The organism is Caenimonas sedimenti, assembly GCF_007833165.1.
In the GTDB taxonomy this organism is placed as follows: Bacteria; Pseudomonadota; Gammaproteobacteria; order Burkholderiales; family Burkholderiaceae_C; genus Ramlibacter; species Ramlibacter sedimenti.
Genome location: NZ_VOBQ01000014.1, coordinates 122,190 through 142,784 on the forward strand (window position 1 = coordinate 122,190; position 20,595 = coordinate 142,784).

A 20,595-nucleotide genomic window follows, 5' to 3' on the forward strand; every position below is an offset into this window, starting at 1 on the left:
CGCGGCTCACCCCAGCCTACGGGGGCGATTCCCAGCCTGCGGGAGCGATTTCGTAGGCTGGGGTGCGCGCGAAGCCGCACCCCGGCGTTCAACGCCCGAACTCGTCCCCGAGTTCCTCGGCCCGCCGGCTCGCCGCGTGCAGCGCCTTCACGAAATGCGCCTTCACCTGGTCCTGCTCCATCGAAGTGAGCGCCGCATAGGTGGTGCCGCCCTTCGACGTGACGCGTTCGCGCAGCAACTCCAGCGGATCGGTCGATGCCCGCGCCAGCTCGGAGGCACCGGCGAAGGTGCCGACCGCCAGCCGGCGCGCCTGCTCCGCCGTCAAGCCGAGCTCGACGCCGGCCTGCGTCATGGCTTCCAGGAAATAGAAGACGTAGGCGGGGCCCGAGCCGGAGAGGGCGGTGACTGCGTCGAGCTGCGCTTCAGCCTGCACCCAGAGAAACTCGCCGGTGGTGGCGATGACTCTTTCCACCCGCGCTTTGTCGTCCGCGCCGGCGCCGTCCCTCGCGAACAGCGCCGTCATCCCCTTGCCGACCAGTGCCGGTGTGTTCGGCATCGAACGCACGATGCGCTCGGTGCCCAGCCATGCGGCGATGCTGTCGGAGCGGATCCCTGCGGCCACACTCAGGTGCAGTGCCTGCGCGGCGTGCGGCTTCGCTTGAGCGGCCGCCTCCTTGAAGGTCTGCGGCTTGACGGCCCAGACCACCAGGCCCGTGTTCGCCAGTTCGGTGCCCGGCGCGGCCACCGCCCGGATGCCGAACTCCTTGGCCAGCCGGGCGCGCGCTTCTTCGAACGGCTCCACGATTTCGATGTCGGTGCTGGCCATCCCCTGCCGGAGCAGGCCGCCGATGATGGCGCTGGCCATGTTGCCGCCGCCGATGAAGGCGATGCGCTGCTGCTTGTCCGTCATGTCGTCAGTCCAGGTACTCGAACGCCGCGAATTGCGTGATCTGCAGCGGGTTGAAGTTGTCGTCGCTCACGAACACCAGGCAGCGCCGGCCATTCGGCAACGGCGGCCCCCAGGCCATGGCTTCGGTGTTGTCCAGGTGGGTGAGGCCCACCTGGGAGAAATCGGCGACCAGCCGCTTGGCGGCAGGGCGGTACTGGCCTGCCACGAGCCGGTCGGAAGCGAGCGTGTCGGTGGCATCCGCGGTGTCGATCTCATAGAGGCGCAACGAGTTGCCCACGCCCATCATGAAGGCGCGCTCCAGCACCAGCATGCGCCGCGCGTCCAGCATCAGGATCTCGCTGATGCCGTTGTCGGCGAAGCCGCCCAGCAAGGCAGGAGCGGACGGGATGGCGTCGGGGATGTAGGCGATCTGCCGGGTGGCCCGGCCCGTGGCCACGTCGAACAGCGTGAGGCGGCATGGACCGCCTTCCGTGCCCACCTTGGGCGTGGCGCCGTCCTGCTGCAAGGCGGCCTCCATCGAGACCCAGGCGCCTCGCGCGTCCGGGGTCAGCGCCAAGCCTTCGAAGCTCAGGTTGTCGCGCGGCCCGATCCCGGGACGCGGGCCGAGCTGCAGCACCGGCGGCATGGTGAACTCGCGCACGTGGCTGCCGTCGATGCGGGCCTCCCGCAGGCCCGGGCCCTGGTTGACCTTGGGATCCCCTTCGCTGGCCCACAACAGCCCCCGGCCGCCCGGCAGCAGCCGCAGGGCCTCCGGGTCCACCACTTCGCCACCGCCGCGGCGGGGCGGAAAGGGCGTGCCGGCGGCCTGCCGCAAGGTGATCACTTCGAGCGGCTCGACCACCATCCGCTGGCCGTCGTGGATCCCGATGCGCAAGGTATAGAAGCGGGCCGGTTCGAGTTCGGACCGGTCGTCGCTCAGGGCGGCCCACAAGCCGCTGGCCGGGTCGAAATCCAGGCCCGACAGCCCGCCGAAGGTCGAGCCCTTGAACTGCATGCGCACGGGAAAAGTGGTTTCGCCCAGCAGCCGCAGGCGCTGCCGGCCGGCCGCCGGCACGGGTGCGGCCACCGAGCGGCAGCCCAGCGCGGCGGCCGCGCACAGTCCGGCCGCGCCCGACAGCAGGGCACGCCGGCGCAGCGGTTGGCGGGAAAAGGAGGCTCCAGCGGTCAAGTTGCGCAGTCTAGTCGCTGCGTGTGGCCTCCCCGTGAAGCCACGATGAACTCATGCTCCATCCATCAGGATGATGGAGGCGCCGTGCTGCCGCGGTGGACGATGGAGATGGGATAGGACTGGAAGGCTTCGCTGGGCTGGCCTTCGAGGCGCGCCACCAGCTGGTCGGCGGCCGCCCGGCCGATCTGCGTGACGGGTGTGGCCACGCTGGTCAGGCCCGGGGTCTGCGTGGCGCCCAGGTCGGTGTTGTCGACGCCGGTGATGGAGATGTCCTCGGGGATGCGCACCCCCGCCTTGCGGCAGGCCAGCATGGCGCCGACGGCGAACACGTCGTTGGTCGCGACCACGGCCGTCGGTCGCGGCACGGCCGCCAGCAGCTGCTCCATGCCGGCTTCCGCGCTGGCCAGCGAAATCGGCGCGTACGCCACGTGCTGTTCGGCGAGCGCCAGGCCGTGCTCGGCCAGGGCCGCGCGCAGGCCCTCCCCCCGCGCCCTTGCGCGGTCGTTGCCGGGCAACGGGGCGCTCAGCAGGCCGATGCGGCGGTGCCCCAGGCCGATCAGGTGGCGCGCCACCTCGCAGGTGGCGGCGCGGTTGTCGAAACCGATGCTGGGATGGCGCTGCAGCGGATCCACGCCCCAGGTGAGGACGTAGGGACGGCCGTAGTCCTCCAGCAGGGAGAACAAGCCGTGTTCGTGGTCCAGCCCCACCAGCACGAAGGCGTCCACGCCATGCTCGATCAGCTGGCCGGCCACGCGCAGCTCGGCGCCCAGGTCGTAATGATGTTCGGCCAGCACCAGCGAATAGCCGCGCTCGTCCAGGCGCTGCTGGAGCGCACTGGTCGTGCGGGCGTACAGCGCATAGTCGAACGAGGGAACGATCGCGCCCACCATCTTGCTGCGGTGGCTGCGCAAGCTGCGCGCGGCGCCATGGGGCACGTAGCGCAGCTTGGCGGCCGCATCCAGCACGCGCCGCAGGGTCGCCGGGTCGACCTGGTCGGGTGTGTTGAGAGCGCGAGAAACGGTGGCCGTGGAGACGCCGGCCAGCTGGGCGACGTGCTTCGCGCCGGAGCGGGATTTGGGCCCGGCCGCTACCGGGGCCGGGCGTTCCAGGTCGTCGAGGGCCATGGATGAAATCGATTGCAGACAAGCGGCACGACCGGGCCGCGATGCCTGCGACTGTAGTCCCAAGTTATATGAATACACCCCGGGAAACCCCAGGGATGCCGCGGCCGCCCGGCTCTTACACTGTTTCATGTAATCGATTGCATCAAGCCATCGCCATCCACCACCACGAGGAGATCCGCGCATGAACCCTTCTTCCCGCGATCCGCGCCCGCCACAGGCGCCGCGCCGCAAATTCCTGGGGCAGGCCGCCGCCATCGGCGCCGCGGGCATCGCCGGCACCGGCTGGGTTGGCAACGCACTCGCGCAGGACGCCGCGTTGGCGCCCTACCGCAGCGCCAGGATCAATTGGCGACAGGCCGAGGGCGAATCGATTTCCGTGGCGGTCATCCCGGCCAGCTACTTCGAGAACCTGCTGTCGCTGCTGCCGCAGTTCGAGGCGCTGACGGGGATCAAGGTGCGTCCCGAGAAGGTGCCGCCCGGCCAGATCCGCCAGAAGGCGATGCTGGATCTGTCGTCCAGGACGGCGACGTATGCGACCAGTGCCACCGACCCGATGTACTACCCGCTGTACGTGTCGAACAAGTGGGTGGATCCGCTCGACCGCTACCTGAACGACCCGGCGCTGACCGACCCCGCCTGGTTCAACTACAACGACATCCTCAAGGCCTGGCGCGACGCCGACTCCATCGATGGCAAGCCCTACGGCATCCCCTACGATGGCGAGGTCACGGTGCAGGTCTACCGCAAGGACCTGTACGACGCCAAGGGCCTGAAGCCCGCCGACACTTATGACCAGTTGCTGGCCAACGCCAAGGCGCTGACCGACGCGCCGAACCGCATGCACGGCCTGGCGATGCGTGGGTTCGCCGGAGCCGGCCAGAACATGTACATCTATCCCTCGCTGCTGCGCGGCTTCGGCGGGCAGTGGTTCCAGGGTGGCAACCTGGTCGTGAACGGACCGGAGGCGGTCCGCGCGCTGGAGTGGTACGTGAGCGCGCTGGCGCAGTACGCGCCGCCCGCTGTCCGCAACTGGAACTGGCCCGATATCGCCGATGCGTTCTCGCAAGGCACGGTGGCCTGCTACCTCGACGCGCACTCGTCGGCCGCCGTCATCACCAATCCGGAGAAATCCAAGGTGGTGGGCAAGGTCGCCTATGCCCGCTGGCCGGCGGGCCCGTCGGGCAAGCGCGTCACCTCCATCTGGAACTGGGGCTTCCCGATCAACGCCGCGCTGTCCGACAAGGCCAAGCGCGCCACCTGGCTGTTCATCAGCTGGGCGGCCTCGGCCGAGACGCAGGCGCGCACCTCGTGGAAGTTCGACGGGCCGGCGAAGCGTTCGGGCCTGAACCGGGTTTCGTCCTGGCGCGCGCCCGAGTTCGCGAGCGCCATGGGCAGCGCCGGCGACAACTTCATCCAGGCCGCGCTGCAATCGCTGGAACAGGACACCGACGTCGAATGGCGCCCGCGCGTGCCGCAGTGGCCGGCGATCGGCGAGACCATGGCCACCGGCATCCAGGCGGCGCTGGTCGGGCAGAAGAAGCCGAAGGAAGCGCTCGACGAAGCGCAGGCGCGCATCGCGCAGATCATGAAAGGCTGATGGCTCCGTCGACGTTCGAAAAGCGCGAACGGCGCTTCGCGCTGGCCCTGTTCGGGCCGGCGCTGGTGCTGTTGCTGCTGACGACGACCATTCCGCTCGTCTTCCTGGCGTGGAACAGCATGCAGAAGCTCGACCTGTCGATGCCCTGGATGAAGGGCTTCGCGGGCCTCGGCAACTACGTCAAGATGGGCGAGGACCCGCGGTTCTGGAATTCGCTGCTGCTGACGTTCATCTACACGGCATCCACGGTCGTGGCGCAGGTGGTGGTGGGTCTCTCGCTGGCGCTGCTCGTCCTGCGCATTCCCAAGGGGCAGGGGCTGCTGCGTGTCGCGGCGATCCTGCCGATCGTGCTGGCGCCGGTGGTCGTCGGGCTGTTCTGGCGCACGCTGGTGCTGTCGCCCGACGTCGGCCTCGTCGACCTCGTCACGCGCTCGCTCGGCCTGGGCAGCCACAACTGGCTGGGCGACCCCCAGCTGGCGCTGGTCTCGGTGATCGCGATCCACACCTGGCAATGGACGCCGTTTGCATTCCTGGTGCTGCTGGCGAGCCTGGCGACCTTGCCGCCCGACGTGTACGAGGCCGCACGGCTGGACCGCGCCAGTGCCTGGCAGCGCTTCTGGCATGTGACCTTGCCGTTGGTGCGGCCGGCCATCGTCATGGTCGTCATCCTGCGCGTGATGACGGCGCTGTCGGCATTCGCCGCGATCTTCGCAGCAACGGGCGGTGGCCCCGGCACGGCGACGGAAATCCTGAATCTCTACGCCTACCGCACGTCATTCACCGAACTCAACATCGGCTACGGCTCCGCACTGGCGATGGTGCTGCTGCTGCTGACGGTGGCGGTGTCGTGGTTGCTGTTCCGGCGGCGCAAGGCGATCGCATGAAGGGGACCGTGCGCCGCGGCGCCTTGTTCATCATCGCCGGCCTGATCGTGTTGGTGTGGGTGTTCCCGGTGCTGTGGGGTCTGATCACCTCGTTCAAGTCCGAACGTGACGTGCTGGCCTCCCCGCCGGTGTGGATCTTCACGCCGACGCTGGCGAATTACCGCGAAGTGCTGTTCGGCTCCTCGACCATCCTGCCCAACCTCTGGTCGAGCCTGGTGGTCACCGCGAGCACCACCCTGCTGACGATGCTGTTCGCGATCCCCGCGGCCTACGCGCTGGCGCGCCTGCGCTACCCGTTCAAGCGGGCGAGCGGCTTCTATGTGCTGGCGACGCAGATGCTGCCGCCGGTGGGTTTGATCATTCCCTACTACCTGGCACTGCAGCGCATTGGCGCGCTTGACACCTACGGCGGGTTGATCCTGATCTACCTGACCTTCTCGCTGCCGTTCGCCATCTGGCTGATGGTGTCGTACTTCGAAGACGTGCCGTACGAGATGGAAGAGGCCGCCTTGCTGGACCGCGCGGGCCGCTGGCGGACGCTCTGGTACGTGATCCTGCCGCAGGTGGGCGGCGGCATCGCCGTCACCACCATCTTCGTCTTCCTGAATGCGTGGAACGAGTTCATGTTCGCGGTGGTGCTGGGCGGCAACAAGGTGCGGCCGGTGACGGTGGCGATGTTCAATTTCATTTCCGTGGAGCAGACGCAGTGGGCGCGGCTGGCGGCCGGCGCGATGGTGGCGATGGCGCCCGTGATCGTGCTGGGCCTGCTGGCGCAACGCCACATCGTCAAGGGCCTGACCGTGGGCGCCGTCAAGGGAGGCGGCCGCAGATGAGCGATCGACAAGGTAGCGTGAGCCTGCGCGCGGTGGTGAAGAAGCACGGACTGACCACCGTGCTGCACGGTGTGGATCTCGACATCCGGGCCGGCGAGTTCTTCGTGCTGCTCGGCCCGTCGGGTTCCGGCAAGACGACGACGCTGCGCATCCTCGCTGGGCTGGAGCCTGTGAGCGCCGGCCACGTGTTGATGGATGGCGTGGACGTGACCGACCGCGAGCCGGGCGAGCGCGACGTCGCCATGGTGTTCCAGAGCTATGCGCTCTATCCGCACATGACAGTGGAGCAGAACATCGGCTTCCCGTTGAAGATGGTGGGCCAACCCAAGGACGCCACCGCCCGTGCGGTGACAGAAGCCGCGGCCAAGGTCGGCATCGAGCACCTGCTGCAGCGCCGGCCCGGTCAGCTGTCCGGTGGCCAGCAGCAGCGCGTGGCGCTGGCGCGCGCGATCGTGCGGCAGCCGCGGCTGTTCCTGCTCGACGAGCCGCTGTCCAACCTCGACGCCAAGCTGCGCCTGGAAACGCGCATGGAACTCAAGCGCCTGCAACGCAGCCTGGGCGTGACCACGGTCTATGTGACGCATGACCAGGAAGAGGCGATGACGCTGGCGGACCGCGTGGCCGTCTTCATGGAAGGCCGGATCGTGCAAGTGGCGCCGCCACGCCAGTTGTTCAGCCAGCCGGCACAGGCGAGCGTGGCCGGCTTCATCGGCACGCCGCCCATGAACCTGGTCGAAGCGACCTGGTCGGGTGACCAGGTGCGCCTGGCCGAAGGCGCTTCTCTGCCGGTGACCGCGCGTACGGATGGCGAGCGCCCCGTGCTGCTGGGTGTGCGCCCCGCCGACCTGCGGTTCGCAAACGACGGCATCCCGGCCACGGTCGAACTCGTGGAGGAGCTCGGCGACAACAGCATCGTCAACCTGCTGGCCGGGAGCCACCGCCTGCGGCTCAAGACCGAAGGCGCCACCGACGTGACGGAAAACAGCGCCGTGCACCTGCGCTTCGCGCCCACGGCTGCCCACCTGTTCGACCGCGCGAGCGGCGAACGCCTGAACTGATTCCCAGGAGAGACTCCATGCAACGCCGCCGCCCCAACATCGTGCTGATCCTGAACGACGACATGGGCTATTCCGACATCGGCTGCTACGGCGGCGAGATCGAGACGCCGAACCTCGACGGGCTCGCGCAGCGCGGCCTGCGCTTCTCGCAGTTCTACAACACGGCGCGCTGCAGCCCGTCGCGCGCATCGCTGTTGACCGGCCTGCACCCGCACCAGACGGGCATCGGCATCCTCACCTACGATTCGGGCCCCGAAGGCTACGCGGGCAACCTGAACCAGAAGTGCGCCACGATCGCCGAAGTGCTGAAGCCGGGTGGCTACCGCAGCTACCTCAGCGGCAAGTGGCACGTCTCGAGCAACCTGAAGCAGCCCACCGATTCGTGGCCGATGCAGCGCGGCTTCGACGAGTTCTACGGCACCATCATCGGCGCCGGCAGCTTCTACGACCCGAACACGCTGACGCGCGGCAACGAGAACGCCGAGCACGAAGCACGGCGCGAGGGCTTCTTCTACACCGACGCCATCAGCGACGAGGCCGCGCGGATGATCCGCGACCACCAGACGAAGCATTCGGACCAGCCGTTCTTCCAGTACGTGGCCTATACCGCGCCGCACTGGCCGCTGCATGCGCACGAGGAAGACATCGCGAAGTACAGGGGCCGCTTCGACGCCGGCTGGGACCAGTTGCGCGAGCAGCGCCTGCAGCGCCTCGTGCAGTCGGGCATCCTCGACCAACAGTGGCAACTGACGGGACGCGACCCGAGCCAGCCGGAATGGACCGCGGCCGAGCACCAGGCCTGGCTGCTGCGCTGCATGGAGGTGTACGCCGCGCAGATCGACCGCATGGACCAGGGCATCGGCCGCATCCTCGATGCCCTGCGCGACACGGGCCAGATGGATGACACGCTGGTGATCTTCCTGGCCGACAACGGCGCCTGCGCGGAAGACATTCCCGAAGGCGTGTCGATCGACGAGCTCGTGAACAAGCTGATGATCGCGCGCGAGCACACGCGCACTGGCGCCAAGGTCCACATCGGCAACAACCCGGCGCTCATGCCGGGCCCGGAGGACACCTACCAGAGCTACGGCACGGCCTGGGCGAACCTGTCGAACACCCCGTTCCGCCTGTACAAGCACTGGATCCACGAAGGCGGCATCTCGACGCCGCTGATCCTGCACTGGCCCAACGGCATCGCGCAGCAAGGCGAGGTGCGCCATACGCCGGGCTACCTGCCAGACATCATGGCGACCATCGTCGATGTCACGGGCGTGCCGTACCCGGGCGACATCGCCGGGCGCGGCATCCTGCCGCTGGAAGGGCATTCGCTGCAGGCGTCCTTCGCGCAGGACCAGGGGGACCGGCCGCCGATGTTCTGGGAGCACGAAGGCAATGCGGCGGTGCGCATCGGCCAGTGGAAGTTGGTGCGCGAATACCCCAAGGCGTGGGAGCTGTACGACATGGAGGCCGATCGCACCGAGACGACCGACCTGGCGGCGCAGCACCCTGAACGGGTGCGGGACATGAAAGCGCAATATGAAGCCTGGGCCGCGCGCTGCGGTGTGCTGCCCCGCGAGAAGGTCGTCGCCCTGATGCGCAGCCAGGGCGTGACGCGCGCCTTCTGGGAAGACGAATGAGCGAAGGCCGGGCCTGCTGCATGCCGGGGCGCGAAGGCGCCGTGGTGGAGCTGGTCCGCCCGGATGAGGCCGCGCCTCACGCCGGGGACTGGATCGCAGTGGTGGCCTGCAGCTTCCAGATGGGCAGCAACGACCTGGAAGGTTTCGAGCAGGACGGTGAGGGGCCCGTACGGCTGGTCGAACTGGACGCGTTCCGCTTGGCCCCCACAGCCGTCACCAACGCCCAGTTCCGCGACTTCGTGCGTGCGACTTCCTATGTGACCGAGGCGGAGCGGCTCGGCAGCTCCTTCGTGTTCTACCTCCAGGTGCCGGCCGAACGGCGGCAGACCATCCGTCAGGTGCCCAGAGGCCTGCCCTGGTGGGTGGATGTCGCCGGCGCCTGCTGGCAACGCCCGAACGGGCCGGGCTCGACGATCAACGACTTGCTGAACCACCCGGTGGTCCATGTGTCGTGGAACGATGCGGCGGCCTACTGCGCCTGGTCTGGCACCCGCCTGCCATCCGAGGCCGAATGGGAATGCGCTGCCCGCGGCGGCCTGCCGGGGCGGCGTTATCCCTGGGGCGACGAGCTCGAACCGGGAGGCACGCGCCGCTGCAATATCTGGCACGGCCAGTTTCCGGCCGCGCCGGCCGATGGCTGGCAGCCCGGCACGGTCGCGGCCGATGCGTTCGAGCCGAACGCCCTGGGGTTCCACAACATGGCCGGCAATGCCTGGGAGTGGTGCTCCGACTGGTTCAGCCCGGACTACCACCGGGAAACCGCCACGCGCAATCCGCGCCAGGACCGCCCTACCGGGGTGAAGGCGATGCGCGGTGGCTCTTTCCTGTGCCATGCGTCCTACTGCAACCGTTACCGCGTGGCAGCACGCGGCTCCAACTCCCCCGCCAGCAGTTCAAGCAACTGCGGCTTCCGCGTCGCGGCGACGTGAACACCATGCGCATCGCCGTGCCCGGAAGCCGCGCTTTCGACATCCAGGCTGCGTTGTTCGACCTGGACGGCACCCTGGTCGACTCGTTGCCGGACTTCGTCGTGGCCCTGCGCGCCATGCTGGCCGAGATGGACCTGCCGTCGATCGATGCCGCGCAGGCGGCGCCATTGCTCGGCAAGGGCGTGGACCATCTGGTTCGGGCCGTGCTCACGCGTTCGGTGGGCGATGCGCAGGCTGACGCGTTGTACCCCGTTGCGCGTCCGATCTATTGGCGCCACTACCTGGCGGCGAACGGCCGGCATGGCACCGTCTTCCCGGGGGTCGTGAATGGGCTGAATGCGTTGCGCGCTGGCGGGGTGACGCTGGCGGTCGTCACCAACAAGCCCATGGCCTTCGCCCAGCCCCTGCTGGAGGCCATGGCGCTCGACGGGTACTTCGTCCGCGTCTGCGGCGGCGATACCTTCGCCCGCATGAAACCCGATCCGTTGCCGCTGCTGGCCGCCTGCGAGGCCCTCGGCTGCGCACCGGCGCGCGCGCTGATGATCGGCGACTCCAGCAATGATTCCCGGGCGGCGCGCGCCGCCGGCTGTCCGGTGGTCCTGATGCGCTATGGGTACAACCACGGCGTGCCCGTCGAGGATGTGGATTGCGATGCCGTGCTGGACCGCCTGGACGACCTGATTGCCGCCGATTCCACCCCGAGGAGACATCCATGAACGTTCTGTCAGGTTCATTCAGCCGGCGCGCCTGGCTGCGCGCGGCCGCCGCCACCACCGCCACGGCGAGCTTCGGCGCCACGTGGGCGCAGGCGTTTCCGGCCCGCCCCTTCCGCATCGTCGTGCCTTGGGCGGCGGGTGGTTCCGTGGACATCGCGGGCCGCGTGGTGGGCGAGGCCCTGCATGCGGCGTTGGGGCAGCCGGGCGTGGTCGAGAACATGCCGGGCGCGGCCGGGACGATCGGCGCCGACCAGGTGGCCAAGGCGGTTGCGGATGGGCACACCTTGCTGATCGGCACCAGCTCGATGGCCATCGACGTGGCTGGCGGGCGCAAGACACCCTACGAACTGCAGCGTGACCTGCTGCCCGTCGCGCTGGTGGCCGACACGCATTCGATCGTGCTGGTCCCGCCCGGCTCGCCCTACCGGACGCTGGCGGACCTGATCGCGGCGGCGCGTGCCAAGCCCGGCGAACTGACCTATGGCACGCAAGGCGTGGGCAGTCCCGCGCACCTGTTCTCCGAGCTGTTCTGCCAGGCGGCGCAGATCAAGATGCTGCACGTGCCGTACAGCCGCACGCGGCCCGCCGCGGACCTGATCGCCGGACGCTTGTCGGTGATGTTCGCCACTGCGCCATCCTCCATCGGCCAGGTGAAGGGCTCGGTTCTGCGGCCGCTGGCGGTGACGGGGAGCCGGCGGCTCGCGGCGCTGCCTGACGTGCCCACGGTTGCCCAGGCAGGAGTGCCGGGCTACGAGGCCGGCCAATGGGTCGGCGTGTTCGCGCCGGCGGCCACGCCGGTGCCGGTCGTGGAGCGTCTGAGCCAGGAGATCACCGCGGCTGTCAGCTCCGCCCCGGTGACGCGGCTGCTCGAAGACCGCGCCCTCGAGCCGCGCACGGCTGCTTCGCCAGCGATGCGCAAGATCGTGGCCGAGGAAATCGACAAGTGGGCCGCCGTGATGCGCACCGGCGGCATCAAGCTGGAGGCCTGAGTCCCGCTTGCGGTACGCTGCTGACTCATGAAATACGTCCTCGCCCTGGACCAGGGAACCACCAGCTCCCGCGCCATCGTGTTCGACCAGGCCGGCCTGCCGGTGGCGTCCGCGCAGCGGGAATTCCGGCAGATCTTCCCGCAGCCGGGCTGGGTGGAACACGACGCCCGCGAGATCTGGGCCACGCAGCATGCGGTGGCGTTGGAGGCCATGGAGGCGGCCGGCCAGGGCAAGGCCGATCCCGCGAGCTTCACGGCCATCGGCATCACGAACCAGCGCGAGACCACGGTGCTGTGGGACCGCGCCACGGGCCAGCCGGTGGCGAATGCTATCGTCTGGCAGGACCGGAGGACGGCGCCCCGCTGCGACCAGTTGCGCCAGCAGGGACACGCGGCCCTGATCCAGAAGAAGACCGGGCTGGTCATCGACGCCTACTTCTCCGGCACCAAGCTCGAATGGCTGCTGGACCACGTGGAGGGCGCCCGCGCGCGCGCCGAACGCGGCGAGCTGGCATTCGGCACCATCGACAGCTGGCTGGTCTGGAACCTGACCGGCGGCCGGGTCCACGTCACCGACGCCAGCAATGCGTCGCGCACGTTGCTGTTCAACCTGCACACGCAGGATTGGGACGAAGAGTTGCTGGCCCTGCTGCGCATCCCGCGGGGCGTGCTGCCGAAGGTCGTGCCCTCCAGCGGCGTGGTGGGCGAGACCGAGGTCTTCCTCCTCGGGGTGTCTTTGCCGATCGCCGGCATGGCCGGCGACCAGCAGGCCGCCACCTTCGGGCAGGCCTGCTTCGCGCCCGGCATGGCCAAGAACACCTACGGCACCGGCTGCTTCATGCTGATGAACACCGGCGCCGCGCCGGTGGCCAGCCGCAACAAGCTGCTGACGACCGTGGGCTGGCAGGGGCCGGCCGGACGCAACCGCACGGCCTATTGCCTTGAAGGCAGTGTCTTCATGGCCGGCGCCACCGTGCAGTGGCTGCGTGACGGTCTGCAAGTGATCCAGAACGCGCCCGAGGTCGAGTCGCTCGCCGCGCAGGTGGACGACACCGGCGATGTCTACCTGGTGCCCGCCTTCGCCGGCCTGGGCACGCCAGACTGGGACGGCTACGCGCGCGGCACGCTGGTGGGCATGACGCGCGGCACCACGCGGGCGCACATCGCCCGCGCGGCGCTCGAAGCGATCGCGCTGCAGGTGGCCGACGTCTTCGGGGCGATGTCGCGCGACGCGCGCATCCCCTTGCGCGAGCTGCGCGTCGATGGCGGCGCTTCGCGCAACAATCTGCTGATGCAGTTGCAGGCCGATTTCCTGGGCGTCCCGGTGGTTCGCCCACAGGTGACCGAGACCACGGCGCTGGGTGCCGCGTACCTCGCCGGGCTGGCCACGGGGTTCTGGCCCGATGCCGAAGTGATCTCCCGTCAATGGCAGGTGGACCGGCGCTTCGAGCCGCGCCTGGGCGAAGCGGAGCGTGCCGCCAAGCTGGCGCGCTGGCGCCAGGCCGTGGAACGCGCGAAGGGCTGGGCCACGCCTTGACCTCCGAATCGCTCCCGGCGCTGAAGACCGACCGCGCCACCCTGCTCGCTCGGCTCGCGAAGGCGGGGACCTGGGACCTGGCCATCGTCGGCGGGGGCGCCACGGGCCTCGGCGTGGCGCTGGACGCCGCGGCGCGCGGCTTCAGTGTCGTGCTGGTGGAGGCCAACGACTTTGCCAAGGGCACGTCCTCGAGGGCGACGAAGCTCGTCCACGGGGGTGTCCGGTACCTGGCACAAGGCAATGTCGCCCTCGTGCGCGAAGCCCTGCACGAGCGGACGACGCTGCTGAAGAACGCGCCGCATCTCGCCCAGCCGCTGCCATTCGTGATGCCTTCGTACAAGCTCTGGGAGACGCCGTTCTACGGCATGGGCCTCAAGATGTACGACGCGCTGGCCGGCAAGGCGGGGCTGGGCGCCACCGAGTTCCTCAATCGCCAGCAGACGCTGGCCTGCCTGCCCACGGCCCGTCAACAAGGCCTGAAGGGGGGCGTGAAGTACTGGGACGGCCAGTTCGACGATGCCCGGCTGGCGCTGGCGCTGGCCCGCACCGCGGCCACGCGCGGCGCCCTGCTCGTCAATTACTGCGGCGCCACGGGGTTGCTGCACGACCAGGGGAAGGTCACGGGCCTGACATGCCGCGACACCGAGACGGGCCGGCCGTTCGAGCTGAAGGCGCGCTGCGTCATCAACGCCACCGGCGTCTGGGTCGACGACCTGCGCAAGCAGGACGGCCAGGCCATCGGGCGTGAAGTGCGGCCCATGGTCGCGCCCAGCCAGGGGGTGCATGTGGTGGTCGACCGCGAGTTCCTGCCCGGCGACCACGCCCTGATGGTGCCCAAGACGGCCGATGGCCGCGTCCTGTTCGGCGTGCCCTGGCTCGGCAAGGTGATCCTGGGCACCACGGACACGCCGCGCGGCGATTTGCCGCTGGAGCCCCGCCCCTTCAAGGAAGAGCTGGAATTCATCCTCACCGAATCCGGCCGGTACCTGGCCAGGGCGCCTGGGCCCAAGGACATCCGCAGCCTGTGGGTCGGCCTGCGACCGCTGGTCAAGCCGCAGGGCGAGGAGGGCGAGGAAACCAAGGGGCTCAGCCGGGAACACACCGTGCTGGTCAGCCGCAGCGGCCTGGTCACGGTGACCGGCGGCAAGTGGACCACCTACCGTGCCATGGCGGAGGACGTGCTGGAGAAAGTGTTTGCCAAGGGCCTGCTGGCGCGGTCCAAACCCGGAGTGACGGCTGACTTGCCCCTGGTCGGCGCGGCCGGCCTGCCGGCCCAACCGACTCCTTTGAGCGCCGCGCCCGGGCCCCATATGTATGGCGGCGAGGCCGCCCAGGTGGCGGCCCTGCCTGGACACCGGCGGCAGCTCGGCGGCGGGTTGACGGAGGCCATGGTGCGGTTCGCCGTCCGCCATGAATACGCGCGGACGGTGGAGGATGTGCTCGCGCGCCGCATCCGGCTGCTGTTCCTGGACGCCCGCCAGGCGGCCCAGCTTGCGGCGGAAGTGGGGGCCATCCTGCTGGAGGAAACCCAGGTCGACCCCAAGGCCGCGGAGTTCCGCGAACTGGCGGCCAGGTATCTCCAGATGCCGGTTTGAGCCGGTCGTTTGACAAGCCGCGGAAATCAGCGATAATCGCGGGCTCGCCTTTTTCGAGGTGAGCTTCTGCCCATTCGGAGCTTTGCGGTCGGCAACAACGACTCCAAGGTGACGGCGGGCCCAAGACTGCCCCGATGTCCTGGAAGGAATTGTCCTCCAGGGTGCATTCGGGACAAGTTGGGAACACTTGCAAAATGATCCAGACTGAATCTCGGCTCGAAGTCGCCGACAACACCGGCGCGAAGTCCGTCCTGTGCATCAAGGTGCTGGGTGGCTCCAAGCGTCGCTACGCCAGCGTGGGCGACGTCATCAAGGTCTCCATCAAGGAAGCGGCCCCGCGCGGCCGCGTCAAGAAGGGTGAGATCTACAGCGCCGTCGTGGTGCGCACCGCCAAGGGCATCCGCCGCGGCGACGGTTCCCTCATCAAGTTCGACGGCAACGCCGCCGTGCTGCTCAACGCCAAGCTGGAGCCCATCGGCACCCGCATCTTCGGACCGGTCACGCGCGAACTGCGCACCGAGAAGTTCATGAAGATCGTGTCGCTGGCCCCTGAAGTCCTGTAAGTAAGGAACCCGCCATGAACAAGATCCGCAAGGGTGACGAAGTCATCGTGCTGGCCGGCAAAGACAAGGGCAAGCGCGGCAAGGTCGTGCTGCGCAAGGACGACGACCATCTCGTCGTCGAAGGCATCAACCTCGTCAAGAAGCACACCAAGCCCAACCCGCTGAAGGGCACGACCGGCGGCATCGTCGAGAAGTCGATGCCGATCCACCAGTCGAACGTGGCGATCTTCAACGCCGCCACCGGCAAGGCCGACCGCGTCGGCATCAAGGTGGATGGCGACAAGCGCTCGCGCGTCTTCAAGTCCAGCGGCGAAGAAATCAAGGCCTGAAAATGACCCGTCTTCAAGAACACTACCGTACCAAGGTCGTCCCGCAGCTGACCGAGAAGTTCGGCTACAAGTCGCCGATGCAGGTGCCGCGGATCACCAAGATCACGCTGAACATGGGCGTGAGCGAGGCCGTGGCCGACAAGAAGGTCATGGAACACGCCGTCGCCGACCTGACCAAGATCGCCGGCCAGAAGCCCGTGGTGACCAAGGCCAAGAAGGCCATCGCCGGCTTCAAGATCCGCGAAGGCCAGGCCATCGGCACGATGGTCACGCTGCGCGGCGTGCGCATGTACGAATTCCTGGACCGCTTCGTCACCGTGGCGCTGCCCCGCGTGCGCGACTTCCGCGGCGTGTCCGGCCGGGCCTTCGACGGCCGCGGCAACTACAACATCGGCGTGAAAGAGCAGATCATCTTTCCCGAGATCGAGTACGACAAGGTCGACGCCCTGCGCGGCCTGAACATCAGCATCACCACCACGGCCAAGTCCGACGAAGAGTGCAAGGCACTGCTCGCCGGCTTCCGTTTCCCGTTCAAGAACTGAAGGTGCATCGTGGCTAAAACTGCTTTGATCCAGCGCGAACTCAAGCGCGACAAGCTGGTCGCCCAGTACGCGAAGAAGTTCGCGGAACTGAAGGCCATCGCCGGCGATGCCAAGAAGAGCGACGAAGAGCGCCAGGCCGCCCGCCTGTCGCTGCAGAAGCTCCCGCGCAATGCCAACCCCACTCGCCAGCGCAACCGCTGCGAAATGACGGGCCGCCCGCGCGGAACCTTCCGCCAGTTCGGGCTGGCGCGCGCCAAGATCCGTGAGCTCGCCTTCGCCGGCGACATCCCGGGCGTCACCAAGGCCAGCTGGTAAGCCAGGGCAGGAGAGACAAACATGAGCATGAGTGATCCCATCTCCGACCTGCTGACGCGTATCCGCAACGCGCAGATGGTCTCCAAGGCCACGGTGAGCGTGCCCTCTTCCAAGGTGAAGGTGGCCATCGCCCAGGTCCTGAAGGACGAGGGTTACATCGACGGCTTCCAGGTCAAGTCCGAGGGCGGCAAGGCCGAACTCGAGATCGTCCTGAAGTACTACGCCGGCCGTCCGGTGATCGAGCGTATCGAGCGCGTGAGCCGCCCCGGCCTGCGCGTCTACAAGGGCCGCGACGCCATCCCCCAGGTCATGAACGGCCTCGGCGTGGCGATCATCACCACGCCCCAGGGCGTGATGACGGACCGCAAGGCGCGCGCCACCGGTGTCGGCGGCGAAGTGCTCTGCTACGTCGCCTAAGGGAAGGAAAAGAACATGTCCCGAGTCGGAAAAATGCCGGTCGCCGTCCCCCAGGGCGTCGACGTGGCCATCAAGGATGACCAGATCAGCGTCAAGGGCGCCGGCGGCACGCTGCTGCTGGCCCAGAACGCGCTGGTCAAGGTGACGAGCGAAGGCGGCAAGCTGACCTTCCTGCCCATCGACGAATCGCGCGAAGCCAACGCCATGAGCGGCACCATGCGCCAGCTGGTGAACAGCATGGTGGTGGGCGTGACCAAGGGCTTCGAGAAGAAGCTGTCGCTGGTCGGCGTGGGCTACAAGGCCGCCGCCCAGGGCAACAAGCTGAACCTCACGGTCGGCTACTCGCACCCCGTGAACATCGAGATGCCCGCTGGCATCACGACGACCACCCCCACCCCGACCGAAATCGTGGTGAAGGGTGCCGACCGCCAGCGCGTGGGCCAGTTGGCCGCCGAGATCCGTGCCGTCCGTCCGCCCGAGCCCTACAAGGGCAAGGGCATCCGCTACGCGGACGAGAAGATCACGATCAAAGAGACCAAGAAGAAGTAAGGAGCATGACGATGTTGACCAAGAAGGAACAGCGTCTGCGCCGCGCGCGCCAGACCCGCATCCGCATCGCCACGCAGGGTGTGGCTCGCCTGACGGTGAACCGCACCAACCTGCACATCTACGCCAGCCTGATCTCCGACGACGGCTCGAAGGTGCTGGCCACGGCCTCCACCGCCGAAGCCGGTGTCCGCAAGGACCTCGGTGGTTCGGGCAAGGGTGCCACCGTCGCCGCCGCCCAGCAGATCGGCAAGCTGATCGCCGAGAAGGCCAAGGCCGCCGGCGTCGAGAAGGTCGCTTTCGACCGCTCCGGTTTTGCGTACCACGGCCGCGTCAAGGCGCTGGCTGAAGCGGCCCGCGAAGCCGGCCTGCAGTTCTAACGGAAGATCACGATGGCAAAGATTCAAGCGAAGACGCAGGGTGACGGTCCCGAAGACGGGATGCGCGAGAAGATGATCGCGGTGAACCGCGTGACCAAGGTGGTGAAGGGCGGCCGGATTCTCGGTTTCGCCGCGCTCACCGTGGTCGGCGACGGCGACGGCAAGGTCGGCATGGGCAAGGGCAAGTCGAAGGAAGTGCCGTTGGCCGTGCAGAAGGCCATGGAAGAAGCCCGCCGCAACATGACCAAGGTGACGTTGAAGAACGGCACCATCCATCACAGCGTGTTCGGCCACCACGGTGCCGCCCGCGTCATGATGGCCCCGGCGCCCAAGGGCACCGGCATCATCGCCGGCGGCCCGATGCGCGCCGTGTTCGAAGTGATGGGCATCACCGACATCGTGGCCAAGAGCCACGGGTCCACGAACCCCTACAACATGGTCCGCGCCACGTTCGACGCGCTGCGCAACTCCACGACCCCCGGGAACGTGGCGGCCAAGCGCGGCAAGTCGGTCGAAGAGCTGTTCTCGGCCTAAGAGGCAAATCATGGCTACCCAACAAACTGTCAAGGTCCAGCTGGTTCGCAGCCCGATCGGCACCAAGGAATCGCATCGCGCGACCGTCCGTGGTCTCGGCCTGCGCAAGCTGAACAGCACGAGCGAACTGCAGGACACCCCTGCGGTGCGCGGCATGATCAACAAGATCGCCTACCTGGTGAAGGTGCTCTGAACATGGAACTCAATACCATCCAGCCCGCCGACGGCAGCAAGAAGGCGCGCCGCCGCGTCGGCCGCGGCATCGGCTCCGGCCTGGGCAAGACCGCCGGCCGCGGCCACAAGGGGCAGAAGTCCCGCGCGGGCGGCTACCACAAGGTCGGCTTCGAAGGCGGCCAGATGCCGCTGCAGCGCCGCCTGCCCAAGCGTGGCTTCAAGTCGCAGAACCTCAAGTTCAACGGCGAAGTGACCCTGGGCCAGCTGGAAAAGCTGGGCCTGGCGGAAGTCGACCTGCTGGCGCTCAAGCAAGCCAAGCTGGTGGCCCAGATCGTGAAGACGGTCAAGGTCATCAAGTCGGGCGAGCTGAAGAAGGCCGTCAAGCTGACGGGCATCGGCGCGACCGCCGGCGCCAAGTCGGCCATTGAAGCTGCCGGCGGCAGCCTCAACTGATCAGCTTCGCAGGAATGAAAGGCATCCGTGGCTACTAGCGCAGCTCAGATCGCGAAGACCGGCAAGTTCGGCGACCTGCGTCGCCGGCTGGTCTTCCTGCTGCTCGCCCTGGTCGTCTACCGGATCGGCGCGCACATCCCCGTGCCCGGCATCGACCCCGCGCAGCTGCAGCAGCTGTTCAAGGGCCAGCAGGGCGGCATCCTGGCCATGTTCAACATGTTCTCGGGCGGGGCGCTGTCGCGGTTCACGGTGTTCGCGCTGGGGATCATGCCGTACATCTCGGCGTCGATCATCATGCAGCTGCTCACTTATGTGCTGCCGCAGTTCGAGCAGCTGAAGAAAGAGGGCGAAGCCGGCCGCCGCAAGATCACGCAGTTCACGCGCTACGGCACGCTGGGCCTGGCCATTTTCCAGTCGCTGGGCATCGCCATGGCGCTGGAAGGCTCCGCCGGCCTGGTGCTGAACCCCGGCTTCGGCTTCCGCATGACCGCGGTGGTGAGCCTGACGGCCGGCACGATGTTCCTGATGTGGCTGGGTGAGCAGATCACCGAGCGTGGCCTGGGCAACGGCATCTCGATCCTGATCTTCGCGGGCATCGCCGCGGGGCTGCCCAGCGCGATCGGCGGGCTGCTCGAGCTGGTGCGCACCGGAGCCATGGGCCCGCTGGTGGCCATCCTGATCGTCGTGCTGGTGGCGCTGGTGACCTACTTCGTGGTGTTCGTCGAACGCGGGCAGCGCAAGATCCTCGTGAACTACGCGCGCCGCCAGGTCGGCAACAAGGTTTACGGCGGCCAGTCGTCGCACCTGCCGCTGAAGCTGAACATGGCCGGCGTGATCCCGCCGATCTTCGCCTCGTCGATCATCCTGCTGCCCGCCACGGTCGTCAGCTGGTTCTCGACCGGCGACGGCATGCGCTGGCTGAAGGACATCGCGTCGACGCTCTCCCCCGGGCAGCCGATCTACGTGATGCTCTACGCCGCGGCGATCATCTTCTTCTGCTTCTTCTACACGGCGCTGGTCTTCAACAGCCGCGAAACCGCCGACAACCTGAAGAAGAGCGGCGCCTTCATCCCGGGCATCCGGCCGGGCGAGCAGACGGCGAAGTACATCGACAAGATCCTGGTGCGGCTGACGCTGGCCGGCGCGGTGTACATCACCTTCGTCTGCCTGCTGCCCGAGTTCCTGATCCTGAAATACAACGTGCCTTTCTACTTTGGTGGGACGTCGCTCCTGATCATCGTCGTCGTCACGATGGACTTCATGGCGCAGGTGCAGAACTACCTGATGAGCCAGCAGTACGAATCGCTGCTGAAGAAGGCCAATTTCAAAGGGTCGGCGGGCGCCTGAGCCCGGACCCTATTTCGAG

24 protein-coding genes are annotated in these 20,595 nt (G+C 67.9%); 21 read left to right on the top strand and 3 right to left on the bottom strand.

Annotated elements, in window-relative coordinates; all coding sequences use genetic code 11:
• Positions 1 to 88: 88 nt before the first annotated feature.
• The 3 genes from proC to FN976_RS18115 form a co-directional block, all read right to left on the bottom strand.
• Positions 89 to 910, bottom strand: coding sequence for a pyrroline-5-carboxylate reductase (gene proC / locus FN976_RS18105; protein WP_145894451.1), 822 nt, complete (start codon positions 908 to 910; stop codon positions 89 to 91).
• A gap of 4 nt (positions 911 to 914) precedes the next feature.
• On the bottom strand, positions 915 to 2,078 hold the full coding sequence (locus FN976_RS18110) for an esterase-like activity of phytase family protein (RefSeq protein WP_255440557.1): 1,164 nt from the start codon (positions 2,076 to 2,078) through the stop codon (positions 915 to 917).
• A 65-nt stretch (positions 2,079 to 2,143) separates the two neighbouring features.
• The gene (locus FN976_RS18115; RefSeq protein ID WP_186510980.1) at positions 2,144 to 3,202 is read right to left on the bottom strand and encodes a LacI family DNA-binding transcriptional regulator; all 1,059 of its coding nucleotides are present in this window, start codon (positions 3,200 to 3,202) and stop codon (positions 2,144 to 2,146) included.
• A gap of 181 nt (positions 3,203 to 3,383) precedes the next feature.
• Between FN976_RS18115 and FN976_RS18120 the strand changes: the two genes are divergently transcribed.
• From FN976_RS18120 to secY, 21 genes are all read left to right on the top strand, one after another.
• The gene (locus tag FN976_RS18120; RefSeq protein WP_145894453.1) at positions 3,384 to 4,799 is read left to right on the top strand and encodes an ABC transporter substrate-binding protein; all 1,416 of its coding nucleotides are present in this window, start codon (positions 3,384 to 3,386) and stop codon (positions 4,797 to 4,799) included.
• Entirely contained in the window at positions 4,799 to 5,683 is an 885-nt protein-coding gene (locus FN976_RS18125) for a carbohydrate ABC transporter permease (RefSeq protein ID WP_186510982.1), read from the top strand. Before FN976_RS18120 ends, FN976_RS18125 begins: the two co-directional genes overlap by 1 nt.
• Positions 5,680 to 6,516 carry a carbohydrate ABC transporter permease gene (locus tag FN976_RS18130; protein ID WP_145894455.1) on the top strand — a complete coding sequence of 279 codons (837 nt, stop codon included), beginning with the start codon at positions 5,680 to 5,682 and terminating at the stop codon, positions 6,514 to 6,516. The genes FN976_RS18125 and FN976_RS18130 overlap by 4 nt, the downstream gene beginning before the upstream one ends.
• A complete protein-coding gene (locus tag FN976_RS18135) occupies positions 6,513 to 7,574 on the top strand; it encodes an ABC transporter ATP-binding protein (protein ID WP_145894456.1) in 1,062 nt (353 codons plus the stop codon). The genes FN976_RS18130 and FN976_RS18135 overlap by 4 nt, the downstream gene beginning before the upstream one ends.
• Before the next feature lie 17 nt (positions 7,575 to 7,591).
• Complete coding sequence (locus tag FN976_RS18140) at positions 7,592 to 9,211, top strand: arylsulfatase (protein WP_145894457.1); 1,620 nt, start codon at positions 7,592 to 7,594, stop codon at positions 9,209 to 9,211.
• Complete coding sequence (locus FN976_RS18145; RefSeq protein ID WP_145894458.1) at positions 9,208 to 10,140, top strand: formylglycine-generating enzyme family protein; 933 nt, start codon at positions 9,208 to 9,210, stop codon at positions 10,138 to 10,140. Before FN976_RS18140 ends, FN976_RS18145 begins: the two co-directional genes overlap by 4 nt.
• A 5-nt stretch (positions 10,141 to 10,145) precedes the next feature.
• Positions 10,146 to 10,856, top strand: a complete 711-nt coding sequence (locus FN976_RS18150; protein ID WP_145894586.1) for a phosphoglycolate phosphatase — start codon at positions 10,146 to 10,148, stop codon at positions 10,854 to 10,856.
• Positions 10,853 to 11,845, top strand: coding sequence for a Bug family tripartite tricarboxylate transporter substrate binding protein (locus tag FN976_RS18155; RefSeq protein WP_145894459.1), 993 nt, complete (start codon positions 10,853 to 10,855; stop codon positions 11,843 to 11,845). The genes FN976_RS18150 and FN976_RS18155 overlap by 4 nt, the downstream gene beginning before the upstream one ends.
• A gap of 27 nt (positions 11,846 to 11,872) precedes the next feature.
• On the top strand, positions 11,873 to 13,381 hold the full coding sequence (glpK, locus tag FN976_RS18160; RefSeq protein ID WP_145894460.1) for a glycerol kinase GlpK: 1,509 nt from the start codon (positions 11,873 to 11,875) through the stop codon (positions 13,379 to 13,381).
• Entirely contained in the window at positions 13,378 to 14,976 is a 1,599-nt protein-coding gene (locus FN976_RS18165) for a glycerol-3-phosphate dehydrogenase/oxidase (protein WP_255440561.1), read from the top strand. Before glpK ends, FN976_RS18165 begins: the two co-directional genes overlap by 4 nt.
• A gap of 194 nt (positions 14,977 to 15,170) precedes the next feature.
• Positions 15,171 to 15,539: a 50S ribosomal protein L14 gene (rplN, locus tag FN976_RS18170; protein ID WP_145894462.1), complete on the top strand. Its 369-nt coding sequence runs from the start codon at positions 15,171 to 15,173 to the stop codon at positions 15,537 to 15,539.
• A gap of 14 nt (positions 15,540 to 15,553) precedes the next feature.
• Positions 15,554 to 15,868 carry a 50S ribosomal protein L24 gene (gene rplX / locus FN976_RS18175; protein WP_145894463.1) on the top strand — a complete coding sequence of 105 codons (315 nt, stop codon included), beginning with the start codon at positions 15,554 to 15,556 and terminating at the stop codon, positions 15,866 to 15,868.
• Positions 15,869 to 15,870: 2 nt separating this feature from the next.
• Positions 15,871 to 16,410, top strand: a complete 540-nt coding sequence (rplE, locus tag FN976_RS18180; RefSeq protein WP_145894464.1) for a 50S ribosomal protein L5 — start codon at positions 15,871 to 15,873, stop codon at positions 16,408 to 16,410.
• A 9-nt stretch (positions 16,411 to 16,419) separates the two neighbouring features.
• Positions 16,420 to 16,725 (top strand): 30S ribosomal protein S14, encoded by a 306-nt coding sequence (gene rpsN, locus FN976_RS18185; RefSeq protein ID WP_145894465.1) that lies wholly within the window; start codon positions 16,420 to 16,422, stop codon positions 16,723 to 16,725.
• 21 nt (positions 16,726 to 16,746) lie between these two features.
• The gene (gene rpsH, locus FN976_RS18190; RefSeq protein WP_145894466.1) at positions 16,747 to 17,142 is read left to right on the top strand and encodes a 30S ribosomal protein S8; all 396 of its coding nucleotides are present in this window, start codon (positions 16,747 to 16,749) and stop codon (positions 17,140 to 17,142) included.
• 15 nt (positions 17,143 to 17,157) lie between these two features.
• The gene (gene rplF, locus FN976_RS18195; protein ID WP_145894467.1) at positions 17,158 to 17,691 is read left to right on the top strand and encodes a 50S ribosomal protein L6; all 534 of its coding nucleotides are present in this window, start codon (positions 17,158 to 17,160) and stop codon (positions 17,689 to 17,691) included.
• A gap of 11 nt (positions 17,692 to 17,702) precedes the next feature.
• Positions 17,703 to 18,068: a 50S ribosomal protein L18 gene (rplR, locus tag FN976_RS18200; protein ID WP_145894587.1), complete on the top strand. Its 366-nt coding sequence runs from the start codon at positions 17,703 to 17,705 to the stop codon at positions 18,066 to 18,068.
• A 12-nt stretch (positions 18,069 to 18,080) separates the two neighbouring features.
• Complete coding sequence (gene rpsE, locus FN976_RS18205) at positions 18,081 to 18,602, top strand: 30S ribosomal protein S5 (RefSeq protein ID WP_145894468.1); 522 nt, start codon at positions 18,081 to 18,083, stop codon at positions 18,600 to 18,602.
• A 10-nt stretch (positions 18,603 to 18,612) separates the two neighbouring features.
• Positions 18,613 to 18,795, top strand: coding sequence for a 50S ribosomal protein L30 (gene rpmD, locus FN976_RS18210; RefSeq protein ID WP_145894469.1), 183 nt, complete (start codon positions 18,613 to 18,615; stop codon positions 18,793 to 18,795).
• Positions 18,796 to 18,797: 2 nt separating this feature from the next.
• The gene (gene rplO, locus FN976_RS18215) at positions 18,798 to 19,229 is read left to right on the top strand and encodes a 50S ribosomal protein L15 (protein ID WP_145894470.1); all 432 of its coding nucleotides are present in this window, start codon (positions 18,798 to 18,800) and stop codon (positions 19,227 to 19,229) included.
• A gap of 27 nt (positions 19,230 to 19,256) precedes the next feature.
• Positions 19,257 to 20,576: a preprotein translocase subunit SecY gene (secY, locus tag FN976_RS18220; protein WP_145894471.1), complete on the top strand. Its 1,320-nt coding sequence runs from the start codon at positions 19,257 to 19,259 to the stop codon at positions 20,574 to 20,576.
• Positions 20,577 to 20,595: the final 19 nt, after the last annotated feature.

Bases quoted from the DNA above. Each gene is read 5' to 3' on its own strand.
- FN976_RS18130 (WP_145894455.1), top strand. From the start codon at position 5,680: ATGAAGGGGACCGTGCGCCGCGGCGCCTTGTTCATCATCGCCGGCCTG.
- glpK (WP_145894460.1), top strand. From the start codon at position 11,873: ATGAAATACGTCCTCGCCCTGGACCAGGGAACCACCAGCTCCCGCGCC.
- FN976_RS18120 (WP_145894453.1), top strand. From the start codon at position 3,384: ATGAACCCTTCTTCCCGCGATCCGCGCCCGCCACAGGCGCCGCGCCGC.
- rpmD (WP_145894469.1), top strand. From the start codon at position 18,613: ATGGCTACCCAACAAACTGTCAAGGTCCAGCTGGTTCGCAGCCCGATC.
- FN976_RS18150 (WP_145894586.1), top strand. From the start codon at position 10,146: ATGCGCATCGCCGTGCCCGGAAGCCGCGCTTTCGACATCCAGGCTGCG.
- FN976_RS18140 (WP_145894457.1), top strand. From the start codon at position 7,592: ATGCAACGCCGCCGCCCCAACATCGTGCTGATCCTGAACGACGACATG.
- proC (WP_145894451.1), bottom strand. From the start codon at position 910: ATGACGGACAAGCAGCAGCGCATCGCCTTCATCGGCGGCGGCAACATG.
- rplF (WP_145894467.1), top strand. From the start codon at position 17,158: ATGTCCCGAGTCGGAAAAATGCCGGTCGCCGTCCCCCAGGGCGTCGAC.
- rpsE (WP_145894468.1), top strand. From the start codon at position 18,081: ATGGCAAAGATTCAAGCGAAGACGCAGGGTGACGGTCCCGAAGACGGG.
- rplE (WP_145894464.1), top strand. From the start codon at position 15,871: ATGACCCGTCTTCAAGAACACTACCGTACCAAGGTCGTCCCGCAGCTG.
- FN976_RS18115 (WP_186510980.1), bottom strand. From the start codon at position 3,202: ATGGCCCTCGACGACCTGGAACGCCCGGCCCCGGTAGCGGCCGGGCCC.
- rpsH (WP_145894466.1), top strand. From the start codon at position 16,747: ATGAGCATGAGTGATCCCATCTCCGACCTGCTGACGCGTATCCGCAAC.
- rplX (WP_145894463.1), top strand. From the start codon at position 15,554: ATGAACAAGATCCGCAAGGGTGACGAAGTCATCGTGCTGGCCGGCAAA.
- FN976_RS18125 (WP_186510982.1), top strand. From the start codon at position 4,799: ATGGCTCCGTCGACGTTCGAAAAGCGCGAACGGCGCTTCGCGCTGGCC.
- FN976_RS18145 (WP_145894458.1), top strand. From the start codon at position 9,208: ATGAGCGAAGGCCGGGCCTGCTGCATGCCGGGGCGCGAAGGCGCCGTG.
- rplO (WP_145894470.1), top strand. From the start codon at position 18,798: ATGGAACTCAATACCATCCAGCCCGCCGACGGCAGCAAGAAGGCGCGC.
- FN976_RS18155 (WP_145894459.1), top strand. From the start codon at position 10,853: ATGAACGTTCTGTCAGGTTCATTCAGCCGGCGCGCCTGGCTGCGCGCG.
- FN976_RS18135 (WP_145894456.1), top strand. From the start codon at position 6,513: ATGAGCGATCGACAAGGTAGCGTGAGCCTGCGCGCGGTGGTGAAGAAG.
- rplR (WP_145894587.1), top strand. From the start codon at position 17,703: ATGTTGACCAAGAAGGAACAGCGTCTGCGCCGCGCGCGCCAGACCCGC.
- rplN (WP_145894462.1), top strand. From the start codon at position 15,171: ATGATCCAGACTGAATCTCGGCTCGAAGTCGCCGACAACACCGGCGCG.